At 70.3% G+C, this 16160-nt stretch carries 14 protein-coding genes; 10 read left to right on the top strand and 4 right to left on the bottom strand.

Annotated elements, in window-relative coordinates; all coding sequences use genetic code 11:
• Positions 1–27: 27 nt before the first annotated feature.
• The gene (locus BS329_RS09470) at positions 28–1245 is read left to right on the top strand and encodes a glycosyltransferase (protein ID WP_076158079.1); all 1218 of its coding nucleotides are present in this window, start codon (positions 28–30) and stop codon (positions 1243–1245) included.
• A 162-nt stretch (positions 1246–1407) separates the two neighbouring features.
• Here the strand turns inward: BS329_RS09470 and BS329_RS09475 are convergent, their stop codons facing one another.
• The 3 genes from BS329_RS09475 to BS329_RS09485 are packed head-to-tail and all read right to left on the bottom strand — an operon-like array spanning position 1408 to position 4059.
• On the bottom strand, positions 1408–2277 hold the full coding sequence (locus BS329_RS09475; protein WP_076158255.1) for a glycosyltransferase family 2 protein: 870 nt from the start codon (positions 2275–2277) through the stop codon (positions 1408–1410).
• Positions 2278–2302: 25 nt separating this feature from the next.
• Positions 2303–3175: a glycosyltransferase family 2 protein gene (locus BS329_RS09480; protein WP_076158082.1), complete on the bottom strand. Its 873-nt coding sequence runs from the start codon at positions 3173–3175 to the stop codon at positions 2303–2305.
• The gene (locus tag BS329_RS09485; protein ID WP_076158084.1) at positions 3172–4059 is read right to left on the bottom strand and encodes a polysaccharide pyruvyl transferase family protein; all 888 of its coding nucleotides are present in this window, start codon (positions 4057–4059) and stop codon (positions 3172–3174) included. Before BS329_RS09485 ends, BS329_RS09480 begins: the two co-directional genes overlap by 4 nt.
• Positions 4060–4132: 73 nt before the next feature.
• On the opposite strand from BS329_RS09485, the gene BS329_RS09490 reads away from it, so the two are divergent.
• The 7 genes from BS329_RS09490 (at position 4133) to BS329_RS09520 (ending at position 11697) form a co-directional block, all read left to right on the top strand.
• A complete protein-coding gene (locus BS329_RS09490) occupies positions 4133–5095 on the top strand; it encodes an NAD-dependent epimerase/dehydratase family protein (protein WP_076158087.1) in 963 nt (320 codons plus the stop codon).
• Positions 5096–5206: 111 nt separating this feature from the next.
• Entirely contained in the window at positions 5207–6829 is a 1623-nt protein-coding gene (locus BS329_RS09495; RefSeq protein WP_076158090.1) for a carbamoyltransferase family protein, read from the top strand.
• A gap of 28 nt (positions 6830–6857) precedes the next feature.
• Positions 6858–7421 (top strand): D-sedoheptulose-7-phosphate isomerase, encoded by a 564-nt coding sequence (locus tag BS329_RS09500; protein ID WP_076158092.1) that lies wholly within the window; start codon positions 6858–6860, stop codon positions 7419–7421.
• Complete coding sequence (locus BS329_RS09505; protein ID WP_076158095.1) at positions 7418–8776, top strand: PfkB family carbohydrate kinase; 1359 nt, start codon at positions 7418–7420, stop codon at positions 8774–8776. Before BS329_RS09500 ends, BS329_RS09505 begins: the two co-directional genes overlap by 4 nt.
• Positions 8776–9462: an SDR family oxidoreductase gene (locus tag BS329_RS09510; RefSeq protein ID WP_076158097.1), complete on the top strand. Its 687-nt coding sequence runs from the start codon at positions 8776–8778 to the stop codon at positions 9460–9462. Before BS329_RS09505 ends, BS329_RS09510 begins: the two co-directional genes overlap by 1 nt.
• Positions 9453–10400 carry a glycosyltransferase family 9 protein gene (locus BS329_RS09515; RefSeq protein ID WP_076158257.1) on the top strand — a complete coding sequence of 316 codons (948 nt, stop codon included), beginning with the start codon at positions 9453–9455 and terminating at the stop codon, positions 10398–10400. Before BS329_RS09510 ends, BS329_RS09515 begins: the two co-directional genes overlap by 10 nt.
• The gene (locus tag BS329_RS09520) at positions 10393–11697 is read left to right on the top strand and encodes a UDP-glucose dehydrogenase family protein (RefSeq protein WP_076158100.1); all 1305 of its coding nucleotides are present in this window, start codon (positions 10393–10395) and stop codon (positions 11695–11697) included. Before BS329_RS09515 ends, BS329_RS09520 begins: the two co-directional genes overlap by 8 nt.
• A gap of 6 nt (positions 11698–11703) precedes the next feature.
• On the opposite strand, the gene BS329_RS09525 is transcribed toward BS329_RS09520, so the two are convergent.
• Positions 11704–13068, bottom strand: coding sequence for an aldehyde dehydrogenase family protein (locus tag BS329_RS09525; protein ID WP_076158103.1), 1365 nt, complete (start codon positions 13066–13068; stop codon positions 11704–11706).
• A gap of 102 nt (positions 13069–13170) precedes the next feature.
• On the opposite strand from BS329_RS09525, the gene BS329_RS09530 reads away from it, so the two are divergent.
• The gene (locus BS329_RS09530) at positions 13171–14658 is read left to right on the top strand and encodes an HAD-IIIA family hydrolase (RefSeq protein WP_076158105.1); all 1488 of its coding nucleotides are present in this window, start codon (positions 13171–13173) and stop codon (positions 14656–14658) included.
• Positions 14655–15698 carry a glycosyltransferase family 9 protein gene (locus BS329_RS09535; protein WP_076158108.1) on the top strand — a complete coding sequence of 348 codons (1044 nt, stop codon included), beginning with the start codon at positions 14655–14657 and terminating at the stop codon, positions 15696–15698. The genes BS329_RS09530 and BS329_RS09535 overlap by 4 nt, the downstream gene beginning before the upstream one ends.
• The last annotated feature ends 462 nt before the right edge of the window (positions 15699–16160 follow it).

Consider the following 16160-nt stretch of genomic DNA (forward strand, 5'->3'; position numbering starts at 1 on the left):
CCGCCAAGCGCGGAGGGAAGGAGCCCGATGAGGATCGCGATGGTTTCCGAGCACGCCAGCCCGCTCGCCGCCCTTGGCGGAGCCGACGCAGGTGGCCAAAACGTCCACGTCGCGGAACTTTCCGCCGCGCTGAGCCGTCAAGGACACGACGTCACCGTCTACACCCGCCGAGAGAACCGCCGCGTTCCCGCGACCGTCGAGGCCCCTGACGGCTACCGCGTCGTCCATGTGTTGGCGGGACCACCGAAGAAGGTCCCAAAAGACGAACTCTTGCCCTATATGGGGGATTTCGCCCGGTTTCTCCGCTCACGATGGAGCAAGGACCGGCCCAACGTCGTCCACGCGCACTTCTGGATGTCGGGACTGGCCTCCGTACTGGCGGCCAAGGACCTCGGAATCCCGGTGACCCAGACTTTTCACGCCCTTGGCGTGGTGAAACGGCGTCACCAGGGCGAGAAAGACACCAGCCCTCCGGAGCGGAACCGGCTGGAGCGGATGATCGCCAAACGAGCCGACCGGGTGATCGCGACCTGTTCTGACGAGGTCTTCGAGCTCGTTCGCATGGGTCTACCCCGATCGCGCGCCTCCGTCGTCCCTTGCGGGGTCGACCTCGAGGGGTTCACTCCGACCGGCGACGCCGCCGCCCGGACCGCTCCCCACCGTATCGTCAGCGTCGGCAGGCTGGTGCCGCGCAAGGGTTTCGACGTCGTGATCGGTGCTTTGGCGGAGGTGCCCGACACCGAACTGGTGATCGCGGGCGGACCAGGCTCGGGCAAACTCGAAAACGACGAGGAAGCCCGGCGGTTGCGCGGCATCGCCGAACAGCGGGGGGTGAGCGACCGGGTGCACATGCCCGGGCAGGTTTCGCGTGACGAAATGCCCGCGCTCCTGCGTTCGGCCGACGCGGTCGTCTGCACCCCCTGGTACGAACCGTTCGGGATCGTCCCGCTCGAAGCGATGGCATGCGGTGTCCCGGTGGTCGCGGCCGCGGTCGGCGGGTTGACCGACACGGTGGTCGACGGGGCGACCGGACTGCTCGTCCCGCCCCGCCACCCCAAGGACCTCGCGATCGCGCTGCGGCGATTGCTCAAGGACACGTCCACTCGCGAGGCGTTCGGCGCGGCCGGGGCGGACCGGGTGCGCGCGCGGTATTCGTGGGATCGGGTGGCTTCGGATTGCTTGCGTGCTTATGCGCGAGTTCTGCAGGAGGAGACCGAGGTCGCTGTCGCTGCTTCGCCGTCCTGAGACTGGGTTCTGAGCGGTCCAGTAGTGAAGTGAAGCCGCCCTTGTGACATCGCTGGTGCCCGAAAGGGTCGAGCGGGGAGGATTTCGGACGGTGAACGTCCGCAATCCTTCCCGCTCAGGGGGCTCCGCAACCTGCGTCCGATGCGACGCGCCGAAATCCAGTCAGCCGACGTATCGCCGGGCCACCGACTTCCGTTGCGACTCCTCCAGCAGGACCAGCCCGCGTTCCACTGCCGCCGGCACCACGTTTCGCTCCCGCAGCACCCACGGCAGCCCCCGCACCGCCTCGCCGACGGCCGCGACCGTGGCCCGGTCGAACGGGGCCGAGCGGAGCACGGTGACCATCCGCCGCAGAACGCTTCGGAGCGGGCGGCGTAGCCAGAGCGTCCAGAGCGTGTTCCTGATGCCGAGCTGACGACGGCGACGCGGGTCCCGGATGGTGGAAGGGGCGTGGTGGATGACCATCCGCTCGTCCCAGCACATCCACCAGCCACGCGCGGCCAGGTCGAGGGCGAACAGTTCCTCCTCTCCCCCGAGCCACATCCGGTCCGAGAATCCGCCGACGTCGGTGAACGCGCGGACCCGGACGGCCGAAAGGCCCGCCATCACCCCCAGCAGCGCCGGGCCGGGGAGCCAGTCCGGCCCGGGAACCGGTGAATCCCTCAGCTCCGGGGTGATCGGATCCTCTTTCAACGAGGGTTCCACCAGGCATCGCCCGGTCACCACGCCGAGCGCGGGGTACCGGTCGAGCTGGTCGGCGGCGCGAGTCAAGGAACCCGGCTGCCATCGGGTGTCGTCATCGCAGAAGGCGACATAGGGCGTCACGACCTCGTGGACCGCGACATTCCGGGCCACCGCACCCAGGTTCCGCGGCGAGCGGAGCAGGCGCACCGAGGGAAATCCTTGCTCGACGGCGTCCGCGGTCCCGTCCGCGGACGCGTTGTCCACCAGCACGATCGGTGCCGCGTCGGGTAGCGCGGTCATCGCCGCGAGTGTTTCCAGCAACTGCTCCCGCCGGTTGTGGGTGATCATGACGACCGTGATCCGGTCCTCCACTTCAGCCTCCCTGCGCGTGTTCGAGAACTCGGATCTGGTGCTCCACCCCGGCGGGCAGCGGCCGTCGTTCAGCCAAGGCCCGCGGCAGTCTCCGGACGGTGCCCGCGATCGCGCCGACCACCCGGGGTTCCCGGGGAATGCGTTTCACCGCGCGGAAAACGTCGGCCAAGCACTGCCGGACGGGACGCCTCATGACCGTGATCAGCAGGTTGTTGCGGAGTTCGGCGCGTTTACGCCAGCCGCTCGACGGCCGCGCCCTCGACGGGTGGTGGTGGGCCCGCACCCGCTCCGCGTAACAGAGCCGCCAGCCCAGCGCGGCGAGATCGTAGGAAAGCAATTTCTCCTCCGCGCCGAAATGCAGCAACGGGCTGAATCCCGCCGCCTGGAGGTACGCCTTCCGCCGGACGATCGCGGAGCAGGCCAGGAATCCGAGCACCACCGGCCCCGGCAGCCCATCAGGACTGCCGAGTGGGCTTTCGGCCATCAGCCTGACGACCGGGTCCTCGCGTTCCTCTTCTCCGACCAGGGTTTTCGCCGCCACCAGTCCGACGTCGCCGTGGGTGTCGAGAATCCGTTCCGCCTCGGCGAGCGCGTCGTCGGCCCACCAGGAATCGTCGTCGCTGAAGGCGACGTACGGCGTCCGGGCCAGCGCGACACCGAGATTCCGTGCCGCCGCGCCGATGTTGCGCGGCAGGCTGACCACGCGGACACCGTCGAACCGGGACGCGCGGGTCGCGGTGTCGTCACTCGAATCGTTGTCGATCACCAAGACCGGCGGAGAAGGACGCAACGACGCCAGTTCTGTCAGGGTCCGCTCGAGTTCCACCGCACGGTCGCGAGTGGCGATCACGACCGTCGTCCGTGGCGCGCTCACCGGGCAGGCCCGGTTTCGAGCACCTTGACCAGGTCCCGCACCAGCCCGTTGTCCGTTGGCAGTGCGCGAAGCGCCGCCACCGCCCTGCCCTCGACCGACGAACACCAGCGCCACCAGGAATCGAGGACTTCCGGCCTGCCCGCCTCCTCGGCGGACACGAGCGCGGGCCAGCCGAGCGCGTCGGCTTGGGCAGTGACCTTGCCTCCGCCCGCGACCGGATCGATCGCCAACGCGGGAACGCCGGACCGCAGACTCAGGACAAGGCCATGCAACCGGGTCGTGACGACGACGTCCAGACGCGAGAGGATCGACGTGAACTGATCCGGCGTCTCACAGCGCTCCCAGTCCGACGACGCCAGCCGCGTGTCGAGCGGCACCCTGGCGCAGTTCACCCCGGCGATCCACTCGGTCACCGCGGCGTGCACGTCCGCGTGCCGGGCGGAGCCGCTGTACTCCCGCTGCTCCGGCGCCAGGATCACTCCCGTCACCAGCACCTCGTCGGTCGGCACGTCGACCGAGAGATCCGGGGTGGCGAGTCCGTCTTGATCACGCGCGAGCACCTGGTCGAAGCCGGTGACCGCGTCATCGTCGGGATCGATCACCGACACCCCGACGGCGATCCGCCGGCAATGCGCGAACCGCCGGTGCACCTCGCGTACCTGCCACCCGTGGGCCGGGCCGCAGGCGAACACGACATGGCTGTACCGCGCGGGATCCACTTCCTCGTAACTCAACTCGTCCGGCCGGAAGACCGGACTCCAGGCAAGGTCGTGGGGCAGCCCCACGACCGACAGTGCCTGATCGACCCTCCGCATGCTGAGCACATCGCCAGCGGTCGCCTCGCCATGACGAAAACTCGCCCAGCCGATCACCAAAGCGCGCATACCCCGACGCTTACCCCGCTGTGGTGGCTTCACACGGGGTTTTTTCGGATGGTGGCCCGGGTAGCCCGTCCCCATGACCGGACGATTCGAACGTGCCCTGGTGACCGGAGGTGCGGGCTTTGTCGGATCGCACCTGTGCGAGCGCTTGCTGGACGACGGGACCGAGGTGGTCGCGGCCGACAATTTCGCCACCGCGGACACCGGCAACATCGCCCCTCTGCTCGACCACCCCGCGTTCCGGTTGCTCTCGCGCGACGTCACGTTGCCGATTGCGGCACCCAGTTCGTTCGACGTCGTCTTCCACCTGGCTTCCGCCGCGTCGCCGCGCGACTATTTCCGGCTTCCGCTGGAGACGCTGCGCGCGGGCTCGTACGGCACCGAAAACGCGCTCGACATCGCCGAACGTGACAGCGCCAGGTTCGTCCTCGCCTCGACGAGCGAGGTCTACGGCGATCCGCGGGAACATCCGCAACGCGAGGACTACTGGGGCCACGTGAACCCGATCGGCCCGCGCAGTGTCTACGACGAGGCCAAGCGCTACGCCGAAGCGCTCACCGCCGCCGTGCGCCGGGAGCGCTCGGTGAACACCGGCATCGCCCGGATCTTCAACACCTACGGTCCCCGGATGCGCTCCGACGACGGCCGCATGATCCCGACCTTTCTCACCCAGGCGCTGAGCGGAGAACCGCTCACCGTTGCCGGGACCGGACAGCAGACGCGATCCCTCTGCTACGTCGAAGACACCGTCCGCGGCCTGCTCGCGCTCGCCGGCTCCGACTTCCCCGGGCCGGTGAACCTCGGCAATCCCCATGAACTCACCGTGCTGGCGATCGCCGAGGAGATCCTGTCGGTCACCGGCAGTTCGTCGGCGATCGAATACATCGACGCCGCGGTCGATGATCCGGCCCGTCGCTGCCCGGACATCTCGCTCGCGCGCCGGGAACTCGGCTGGGCGCCGGAGATCGATTTGGCGCAAGGGCTCCCGCTCACCGTCGACTGGTACGTCCGGAAAAACCCCCTCGAGCCGCTTCACTGAGTAGCGACGTCCTGGGCTTTTACGCAGGTTCGTTTATCGGCGACTCCACCGGGTAGCGCTAGGGGAGTAAGGCGGGTCACAGCCCGCATCCCCGACCGGAGAGGTGGCCCGGTGCGCATTCTCGGTGTCAACGCCGTCTTCCACGATCCGGCCGCCGCGCTGGTCGTCGACGGCGAAATCGTGGCAGCGGCCGAAGAGGAACGGTTCAGCCGCCGCAAACACGGCAAGCGGCCCGTCCCGTTTTCCGCGTGGGAACAACCCGCCGAGGCCGCCGCGTGGTGTCTCGCGGAAGCGGGTATCGCGCCGCAGGACCTCGACGCCGTCGGATACTCCTACGATCCCGCGCTCGTCGAGCCGGGACTCGAGGGACACGACGGCAAGAACGAAGGCCTGCGGACCGATTTCGCCAGCCGGGCGCCCGCCTTCCTCAAATCGGCTCTTCCCGGCCTCGATCCCTCGATCGTCCGGTTTGTCCGGCATCACGTCGCCCACGCCGCCTCGGCCGCGCTGGCCGCGCCGTTCGACGACTGCGCGGTGATGGTGGCCGACGGCCGCGGTGAGAGCACGTCGTACCTGGCAGGCGAGTACCGCGACGGGAAGTTCGAAGAACTGGCCGACCAGCGTCTTCCCCACTCTCTCGGGCTCATGTACGAGGAACTGACCGAACACCTCGGGTTCGCGCGCTCCAGCGACGAATACAAGGTCATGGCGCTGGCCTCCTACGGAAAACCGCGTTTCCTCGACCGGATCGCCGAGGAGATCCACACCGACGGCATGGGCTTCCGGACGGATCCGATCGACTGGGCGTCGTTCGCGCCTGCCGTCGAGCCTGGGCAGGAACCCGGACAGGCACACGCCGATCTGACCGCGAGCGTCCAGCGCTGCTTGGAGAACGTCCTCCTCGAACTGGCGAACGGGCTGCACGAGCGCACCGGGCACACCGATCTGGCGATGGCGGGCGGGATCGCGCTCAACTGCGTCGCGAACACGCGGATCCACGCGGAGGGCCCGTTCGACCGCGTCTGGGTTCAGCCCGCCGCCGGGGACGCGGGTACCGCGCTCGGCGCGGCACTGCAACTCGCGGCCGAATCCGGGGAACGCGGCGCGCCGATGTCCGGAGCAGACCTCGGCCGTGGCTGGACCGACGATCAGCTGGAGAACGCGCTCAAGACCGCGAACGTCCGCTACGAACGACCGGACGACATCGCCGAAGCGGTCGCCGAAGCCCTCGCGGATGACCGGATCGTGGCCTGGTTCCAGGGCCGGTCCGAATTCGGCCCGCGCGCTCTCGGCCACCGCTCGCTGCTCGCCCACCCCGGCCATCAGGAGAATCTCGAACGGCTCAACGACGTCAAGGGACGCGAACAGTTCCGCCCGGTGGCGCCGATGGTGCTCGCCGACCGGGCGGCGGACGTGTTCTCCCGCGGCCCGCTTCCCAGCCCGTACATGCTGTTCGTCCACGACGTCGCGCCACGCTGGCGGGACCGGATCCCCGCGGTCACCCACGTCGACGGCACCGCCCGGGTGCAGACCGTCGATCCCGCCGACGACGCGCTGCTCGCCAGGATGCTCGGCGCGTTCGAACGGCGGACCGGGCTTCCCGCCGTCGTCAACACCAGCCTCAACACCGCCGGCAGGCCGATGGTCGATTCCCCGAGGGACGCGCTGGAGTGCTTCGGCTCCGCGCCCATCGACCTGCTCGCCCTCGGACCCTTCGTGGTCTCCCGCCCGTGAACCGCCCGATCGTTTTTGGAGGTGTGTCGTGATCGAAGAGCACTTCGCCGCTTTGAGCGAGGCAGCCGGGAAAACCGCTTCCTGGGCACCGAAGATCCGTGACTGGGGTGGCCATCTCGCCGCGGTCCTGTCCTCGGGTGGCCGATTACTCGCCTGCGGCAACGGCGGCAGTGCCGCGGAGGCGCAGCATTTGACCGGGGAACTGGTGGGCCGGTTCCGCAACGACCGCCGCCCGTTCTCGGCGATCGCCCTGCACGCGGACACCTCCGCCGGCACGGCCATCGTCAACGACTACGGCGAGCACGAGTTGTTCGCGCGTCAGGTCCACGCGCACGCCCGTCCCGGTGACGTACTCGTCTGCCTCTCGACCAGTGGCACCAGCCAGAACGTCGTCGCGGCGGCGAAGGCGGCCCACGAACTCGGGGTGACGACCTGGGCTCTGACCGGCCCGTCCCCCAATCCGCTGGCCGCGCTGTGCCATGAGGCGATCCCGGTGGAGGCCCCGTCGACGGCGACCGTGCAGGAAGTCCACCTCGCCCTGGTCCACGCGCTGTGCACCGCGCTGGACGACGCGCTCGGGGTGCCCACGTGAGGCCGCTGGTCGTCCTCGGCGACGCGCTGCTGGACGTCGATCTCGACGGTTCCTCGGACCGGATCTGCCCCGACGCCCCGGTCCCGGTGGTCGATCTGACCCGTACCTGGCGGCGTCCCGGCGGCGCCGGACTAGCCGCGCTGCTGGCGGCGCGCTCCACCGCCGACGTCGTCCTGGTCGCCCCGCTGGGCGGTGACCAGGACGGGCGGATCCTCGCCGGTCTTCTGGCCCGGGAGGTCGGCGTGGTCCCGATGCCGTTGCGCGGCACCACCGTCACCAAGACGAGGGTGCGCGCCGCCGGGCAGTCGCTGGTCCGCCTCGACGACGGCGACGGCCGCGCCGAGCACTCTCCTCTTTCCCGCGAGGTGGAGGACACACTGCGGTCGGCTGGTGCGATCCTCGTCGCCGACTACGGCCGCGGGGTGACCGGCCATCCGGGGGTCCGGAAACTGCTCACCGAACTGGCTCCCGCGATCCCCGTCGTCTGGGATCCGCATCCGCGCGGTGCCGAGCCGGTCGCCGGGGTCCGCTTGGCCACACCGAATCTGGCCGAAGCCGCGCACTTCACCGAAACCCGGTCCGACCCCGAGGAACTCGCCAAGCGGACACACGCCCTCTGGTCCGCCGAGGCGGTCAGTGTCACCACGGGGGCCGACGGTGCCGTCCTGACCGACGGAGACCGTTGCACGACGTTCCGGCCACCTGCCGGCGTCGTCGCCAAGGACACCTGCGGAGCGGGTGACCGGTTCGCCTCGGCGGTGGCCGCCGCGCTGCTCGACGGCTCGTCCACCGACGAAGCCGTCGCCAAGGGAGTCGACGCCGCGGCACGGTTCGTGGCCACCGGCGGCGCGGCCACTTTGTCCACTTCGGACACCGTTGCGGTACAGAAGACGGAATACCACGGCGTTTCCGCGTTCGAGGTGGCCGCGCGAGTCCGTCAGGAGGGCGGCAGGCTGGTCGCCACCGGTGGTTGTTTCGACCTGCTGCACCCTGGGCACGCGAGCCTGTTGCGGCAAGCGCGGGCACTCGGCGACGCGCTCGTCGTCTGTCTGAATTCCGACGAATCGGTGCGCGGGCTGAAAGGCCCCGGGCGTCCGATCGTGACCGCCCGCGATCGCGCCCGGCTGCTCACCGAACTCAGTTCGGTCGACGCCGTCGCGATCTTCGACGAACCCGATCCCGCCGCGATTCTGGACCGCCTGCGCCCGGACGTCTGGGTGAAGGGCGGCGACTACGCGGACGCGGAACTACCCGAAAGCGCCGTCGTGCACCGGCACGGCGGCGAAATCGTCCTGATCCCGACCATCCGCGGCTACTCCACCTCCCGGTTGGTGGCCGCGGCGGAAGGAGCATGATGCGCCCTCTCGGCAACGTCCTGATCACCGGCGGCGCCTCCGGACTCGGTGCCGCGACCGTCGAAGCCGTCCGCGAGGCGGGCGGTACGCCGCTCGTCATCGACCGCGCGGAACCCGCCGACGGCGTCGCTTTCGTCCAAGCCGATCTGGCGGATTCCACCGCGGCCGCGAACGCCGTGGACGAACTCGCCGAACGAGCGGGCGGCATCGACGGCGTCTTCACGGCCGCGGGGACCGACGCCTGCGGCGCTCTCGACGAAGTGCCCACGGAGGCCTGGGAACGGGTGGTCCGGGTCAACCTGCTCGGCACGGCCGCCGTCGTACGCGCGGCGCTGCCCCATCTGAGGCTGAGTCGCGGCACGGTCGTGACCTGTGCCTCGACGCTGGGATTGCGGGTCGCGGGCGACGCGAGCGCTTACTGCGCCTCGAAATTCGGCGTCGTCGGCTTCACGAGGGCACTCGCCATGGAACTCGCCGGGCGGGTCGGGGTGACCCTGCTCATCCCCGGTGGCATGCACACGGCGTTCTTCGACGACCGGGCCGAACAGTACAAGCCGCCGCCGGACGCGAAACTCAACCAGCCCGAACACGTCGCGGCCTCCGTGGTGTTCGCGCTGTCCCAGCCGCCCGGCTGCGAGGTCCGCGAACTCGTGGTGTGCGCCTCGGAAGAAGGGTCCTGGCCGTGACCGGCGGGATCCTCGTGCTGCGCGCGCTCGGCCTCGGCGATCTGCTCACCGCTGTCCCGGCACTGCGGGCCCTGCGCCGCGCCTTCGACGGCGAACGACTGGTCCTCGCCGCGCCCGAAGGCTTGCGCGACATCGTCGAACTCATCGACGCGGTGGACGAACTGCTCCCGACAGCCGGACTGGGCGAACTGTCGTGGCCCGGCGAGCCGCCGCGGCTGGCGGTCAACCTGCACGGCCGCGGGCCCGAGAGCATCCACGACCTCCTCGCGCGGGAACCGGTCGAGCTGATCACCCACCGGCATCCGGACTTCCCCGGCGTCGAGGGCCTGGAGTGGCAGGACGATCTCCACGAGGTCGACCGCTGGTGCCGGCTGCTCGAAGCCGCGCACCTCACCACCGACCGCTCCGACCTCGCCCTGCCGTCTCCACCGGGGCCGAGCCCGGCGTCCGGCGCGGTGGTCATCCATCCAGGGGCCGCGTACGCCGCGCGCCGCTGGCCACCCGATCGGTTCGCGCGAGTCGCCGCCGAACTCGCCTCCCGGCATCGCGTGGTGGTGACGGGAAGCGTCGCGGAGGTCGGCCTCGCCCGCGAGGTCGCCGAAGCGGCGGGCCTGCCGGAAGACGCGGTTCTCGCGGGGGACACCGGTCTCGCCGAACTCGCCGCGACCGTCGCCGAGGCGGAACTGGTCATCTGCGGCGACACCGGCGTCGGCCATCTGGCCACCGCGTACGGGACCCCGTCGGTGCTGTTGTTCGGGCCGACCCCGCCGTGCCGCTGGGGTCCGCCCTCCGGAGCGCGGCAGCACACGGTGCTCTGGGTGGGCGACGTCGGCGACCCGCATGCCGACCGACCGGACGCGGGCCTCCTGCTGCTCCGCGAAGAACGCGTCATCGCCGCCGCAGAGGAACTACTCCGGACGGGGGTCTCCCATGGCTGACCGGGTGGGGGTCATCGGAGCGGGCTACGTCGGCCTGACGAGTGCCGCGTGTCTCACGCACCTGGGCCACGAGGTCGTCTGCGTCGACAACGATCAGTCCAAAGTGGACGCGTTGAGTCGCGGCGAGGTTCCGATCGCGGAACCGGGCCTCGCGGAACTCGTCCACGACGGCCTGAACCGCGGAAGACTGCGATTCGGCACGGACCTGGAAGAACTGTCCGAAGTGGCCACTGTCCTGTTGTGCCTTCCCACTCCCAAGGGGGACGACGGCGACGCCGATGTCCGCGTCCTGGAGGAGGTCGTGGCGACCCTGCCCGGTGTGCTCGCGTCCGGCTGCGTCGTGGTCACGAAGTCGACGGTCCCGGTCGGCACCGGCGCCCGGCTCCCGGAACTGCTGGGCACTCCGGACCTGCCGGTGGTGAGCAATCCCGAATTCCTGCGAGAGGGGCACGCGGTCGAGGATTTCCTGAACCCCGACCGGATCGTGCTCGGGAGCCAGGACCGGCACGCCGCCGAACGGGTGGCCGCGCTCTACACCCGGACGAACGCCCCGGTCTGGTTCACCGATCCGGCGAGCGCGGAACTGGCGAAGTACGCCAGCAACGCGTTCCTGGCGTTGAAGGTGTCCTATGTGAACGTCCTCGCCGAACTCTGTGAGCACTACGGCGCCGACATCCGGGACGTCGGCAGGCTCATGGGGCTCGATTCGCGAATCGGTCCCGCGTTCCTCTCCCCCGGCCCCGGCTGGGGTGGATCGTGCCTGCCCAAGGACACCGCCGCGCTGCTGCGGACGGCCGAGAACGCGGGGGTCGACTTCGGCATCCTCCGTGACGCCATGAAGGCCAACGCGCGCCAGCAGGCCGCGGTGGTGCGCAAGATCCGGTGCGCGATCACCGGCGTTCCGGACGGCTCGCTCGCGGGGACCCGGATCGGGTTGCTCGGCTTGGCGTTCAAGGCGGGGACCGGGGATCTGCGGGACTCCCCGGCGCTCGCGATCGCGCGGGAACTGGCCAGGAGCGGTGCCGTCCTGACCGCCTACGACCCCGGCGTCGACGCCGTCGACTCGGAAGCCGTACAGGTGGTGGACGACCCGTATCTGGTCGCCAAGGACGCCGCCGCGCTGGTGGTGCTCACCGAGTGGCCGGAGTTCCGCGACCTCGACTGGGACCGGCTCGCCGCGGTGACCAGGCAGGCGGTCGTCATCGACGCCAGGAACCTCCTGGACCCGGCGGCCGTCACCGAAGCCGGTTTCGAGCACACAGGACTCGGCACCGGCCCCGGCAGAAGGGCACGCTGAGGCTGGTCACAGCCTCGGCGTGGCCAGGTGGACGACCTTCGTCTGGGTCATCTCGTCGAGCAATTCGGGGCCGTAACCGTAGCCGCTCCCGCTGGCGCCGCGCGGATGCGCCGCTCCACCGGGAGCGCCACCGAAGACGTTGTTGATCTTCACGGTGCCGACCGGCAGTTCCCGCCAAGCCCGCTGCGCGTGCGTCATCGAAGAGGTGAGCACCGTGGCGGCGAGGCCGTATTCGCCGTCGGCCGCCCGCTCGAGTGCCTGCTCGAAGTCCGGCACCACGCACACGGGCGCGACCGGGCCGAACGTCTCCTCGCTCATCACCCGCATCGCCGAGGTGCAGCCCGTGAGCACGGTCGCCGGGTAGAACGCACCGGGGCCCTCCGGGAGTGTTCCCCCGAACATCGGTTCGGCGCCCTGCGCGAGTGCCTCGGTCACCTGGGTGTGCACGCCGTCGCGATGCCGCTTGTCGACAAGCGGTGCCAGTTCACGGCTTTCCGCTTCCTTGACGAGGGCGCCGAGGAACGCTTCCGCGATCTCCTGGTGCACGTAGATCCGTTCGACGGCGACGCAGATCTGCCCCGAATTGGCGAACGCCCCGGTGGCTGCCTGCGCGGCTGCCCAATCGACGTCGACACCGGTGTCGACGATCAGCGGGTCGTTTCCGCCGTTCTCCAGCAGCGCCTTGGCTCCGGTCCTCGCCGCGCTCGCCGCGATCGACCGGCCTGCCACGGTGCCGCCGACGTGCGCGATCAGGTCGACGTCCCGGCTCGCCGCCAGTTCCGCGCCGATCCCGCCATCCCCCTGCACGGTTTGCAGTACTCCTTCCGGGAACGCGCGGGACAGCACGGCGCCCAGCCGGTGCCCGGTGTGCGGGCAGCGTTCGCTCGGTTTGTGCACCACCGCGTTGCCGGTCACCAAGGCCGCGCCCAGCAACCCGCAGGCCACGGCGACCGGGTCGTTCCACGGGGTCAGCGCGACGACCACCCCGCGGGGTTCCGGCACCATCAGGTCGGTGGCCCGCGGATCACCCAGCAGGGACCGTCCACGGTGCACCGGCCCGAGTTCGGCGTACTGCTCCAGCGTGCCCACCCCGGCGAGGACGCCTTCCTCCGCTTCGGAGCGGGGTTTCCCGGTTTCGGCCTCGATGAGGGCGGCGAGTTCGCCCGCCTGATCGCGCACCATCCTCGCCGCCTTCTTCACGGCGGCGCCACGTTCGGCCGCGGGTGTGGCCGCCCACCCGGCGGCGGCCCGCTTCGCCGTGGCCAGCGCGCCCTTCACCCCGTCGAAGGACGTCGCCTCGACCGTGCCGACAAGACTGTCGTCGGCGGGGTTGCGGATTTCCAGTACGGCCGTCCGGTCCGTCGAAGTCATTCACAGCTCCTTCGAAGTCTTTGAGATCGGGCTACCCGTTATGCCCGCGCTGACACGTCCGCGCGCGGTTTCCCCGATGGTTTCCCCGGGTATCGCGACAGGGTGAGCGACCTCGACTACACGATCGTGATTCCGACCACCGGGCGGGCGAACCTCCACACGTTGCTCGCCGGGATCGAAGCCGCCGGAGAACCGCGGCCGGCGCGCGTCATCGTGGCCGACGACCGGCCCGATGGCGCCGACCTCCGATTTGCCCCGATGACGCCGGAGATCGAAGTGGTCCGTTCCGGCGGACGTGGCCCGGCGGCCGCCCGCAACGCCGGCTGGCGGCGTGCGACGACCACTTGGGTGGCCTTTCTCGACGACGACGTACTGGTCGGCAAGGACTGGACCCGAAAACTGGCCGACGACCTGCTGTCCCTCGACGCGAAAACAGCCGCGTCGCAGGCCACGCTCGTCGTCCCGCTCCCACCGGACCGCCGTCCCACCGACGACGAACGCGGGACCGCGGGGCTGGAGACGGCCCGGTGGATCACCGCGGACATGGCGTATCGGCGAGAGGCCCTGGCCGAAGTGGGCGGCTTCGACGAACGGTTTCCCCGCGCCTACCGCGAAGACTCGGATCTGGCCTTACGGGTGGCCAAGGCGGGTCACCTCATCGCGAAAGGCGAACGGGTCGTCACCCATCCGCCCAAGCGATCCGGTCCGCTCGCCAGCCTGCGTGCTCAACGCGGCAACGCCGACGACGCGCTCATGCGGTCCAAGCACGGTGTCCTCTGGCGACAGCAGATCGGCGCGGGCCACGGACGGCTGCAACGGCACGCACTGGCCGCGGTGAGCGCGGTGGGCACCGCGGTGCTGGTCGCGCTCGGACGGCGCAAGGCCGCCGCCGCGACGGCCGGGCTCTGGGCAGGGCTCACCGCGGAGTTCGCCGCTCGCCGGATCGCGGCGGGCCCGTTCACCGCGGACGAGATTTCGCGCATGCTGGTGACCAGCGTGCTCATTCCGCCTGCCGCGTGCTACCAGCGGTTACGCGGCGAGTTTCGGCACCGCATCGGCCGGGCACCGCAGGCCGTCCTCTTCGACCGGGACGACACCCTGATCACGGATGTGCCCTACCTCGACGATCCCGATGGCGTCCGGCCCGTCCCCGGCGCCAAGGAGCTTCTGCACGACCTGCGAGCCGCGGGTATCCGCATCGGTGTGGTCAGCAACCAGTCGGGGGTGGCGAAGGGGCTGATCACCCCCGATCGGCTGACGGCGGTGAACGCCAGGGTCGAAGAACTCTTGGGCCCCATCGGAACCTGGCAGGTCTGTGTGCACGACGACGGCGACGGATGTGGCTGCCGCAAGCCCGCTCCCGGCCTCGTGCGACAGGCCGCCGAGGCACTCGGCGTGGACGTCCGCCGCTGTGTGGTCATCGGCGACACCGGCGCGGACGTCGAAGCCGCGCTCGCCGCCGGAGCCCGCGGAATCCTCATCCCGACCTCCCGCACCCGCCCCGAAGAGGTCACTCACGCGCGCCGCCGAGCCACCGTCGCACGCGACCTCGCCGAAGCGGTCCACCTGGCCGTCGCGGGTACCCGATGAAGCGGAACGTCCTGGTGGCACGGATGGACAACCTCGGGGACGTACTGCTGGCCGGTCCCTGCGTCCGCGCCGTCGCGGCGGGCTCGGAGCGCGTCGTCCTCCTGACCGGTCCACGGGGACGCGGCACGGGAGAACTCCTGCCCGGCGTCGACGAGGTGCTCACCTGGTGCGCGCCGTGGATCGATCCCGAACCGCCGCCGGTGACCGAAGAGGACACCGGCGAACTCGTCCGGCGGCTTCGCGCGCTGTCCCTCGACGCCGCACTGGTGCTGACCTCGTTCCACCAGTCCCCGCTTCCGCTGGCCCTGCTGCTGAGGATGGCCGGTGTGCCCTGGATCGGCGCGGTCTGCGAGGACTATCCAGGGTCCCTGCTGGACCTGCGGCATCACGTGCCCGGTGATCCGCCCGAAGCGGTCAGGATGCTTTCGCTCGCCCAGGCGGCCGGGTTCTCGTTGCCCGCGGGGGACGACGGCCGTCTCGCGATCCGTGAGCCGCTGCCGCCGGTGGACGGCCTGCTCGGTCGCGAAATGCTCGAGGACGGCTACGTCGTCGTCCATCCCGCGGCATCGGTTCCCGCCCGGCAACCGTCCGCCCAGCGTTCCGCCGCGTTCGTCCGCGAACTCCAGACAGCCGGTCACCACGTCGTCGTGACCGGCTCGCCCGCCGAAAGCGGGCTGACCAGGGAGGTCGCGGGAAGCGCACTCGACCTCGGCGGCCGCACCCGGCTTCCCGAGCTGGCGGCCGTGCTCGCCGGCGCGGACGTCGTCGTGGCGCCCAACACCGGCCCCGCCCACCTCGCGGCCGCCGTCGGGACACCCGTGGTCTCACTGTTCGCGCCCGTGGTGCCCGCTTCGCGCTGGGCCCCGTACGGCGTACCGGTCGTGCTGCTCGGCGACCAGCACGCCGGATGCCGGGACAGCCGGGCGCGAGTCTGCCCCGTACCGGGCCACCCGTGTCTCGACGGGATCCCCTCAGGTGCCGTCGTCGACGCCGTCGCCCACCTCACGCACCGCGCGGCTTCCGTCGGCGATCGTCGGTGACTGCCGGGCCAGTACGCGTGGCTCGGCGACGGTCACGGTGAGACTCGGATGACGGACGAAACCGAACGGGTCGATACCCCGGACCGGGTGGTGGAAGCGAATGCAGGCCCCCATCAAGCCCGGTTCGGACCGTCCACGGCCATTCACAAGTCGGACCGGGGCGGTTAGCGTGACTGAGTGGACGGCACGTGTGATCCGACGGACGACACGGGTGACTGGATGGACGACACGCGGACGCGACCGGTCCCGCCGCGTGTCGTCCATTCCGTCTCGTAGGTAGCTGAGGCACGGTTGACCCTGACCGAAACGACCGGGCCCTGGTCTTCTCACCGTCCTGCGAGCACGAACCGTCTACTTCTTGCTTTTCTTGGTCGCCTTGACCTTCGCCTCCTTGGCCTTGCCCTTGACCGTGCCGACTGCGTCCTGGACAGGCGAGTACGTCCCGTAGAGCGCGGGGTCGGG

The organism is Amycolatopsis coloradensis (assembly GCF_001953865.1).
GTDB classification, from domain to species: domain Bacteria; phylum Actinomycetota; class Actinomycetes; order Mycobacteriales; family Pseudonocardiaceae; genus Amycolatopsis; species Amycolatopsis coloradensis.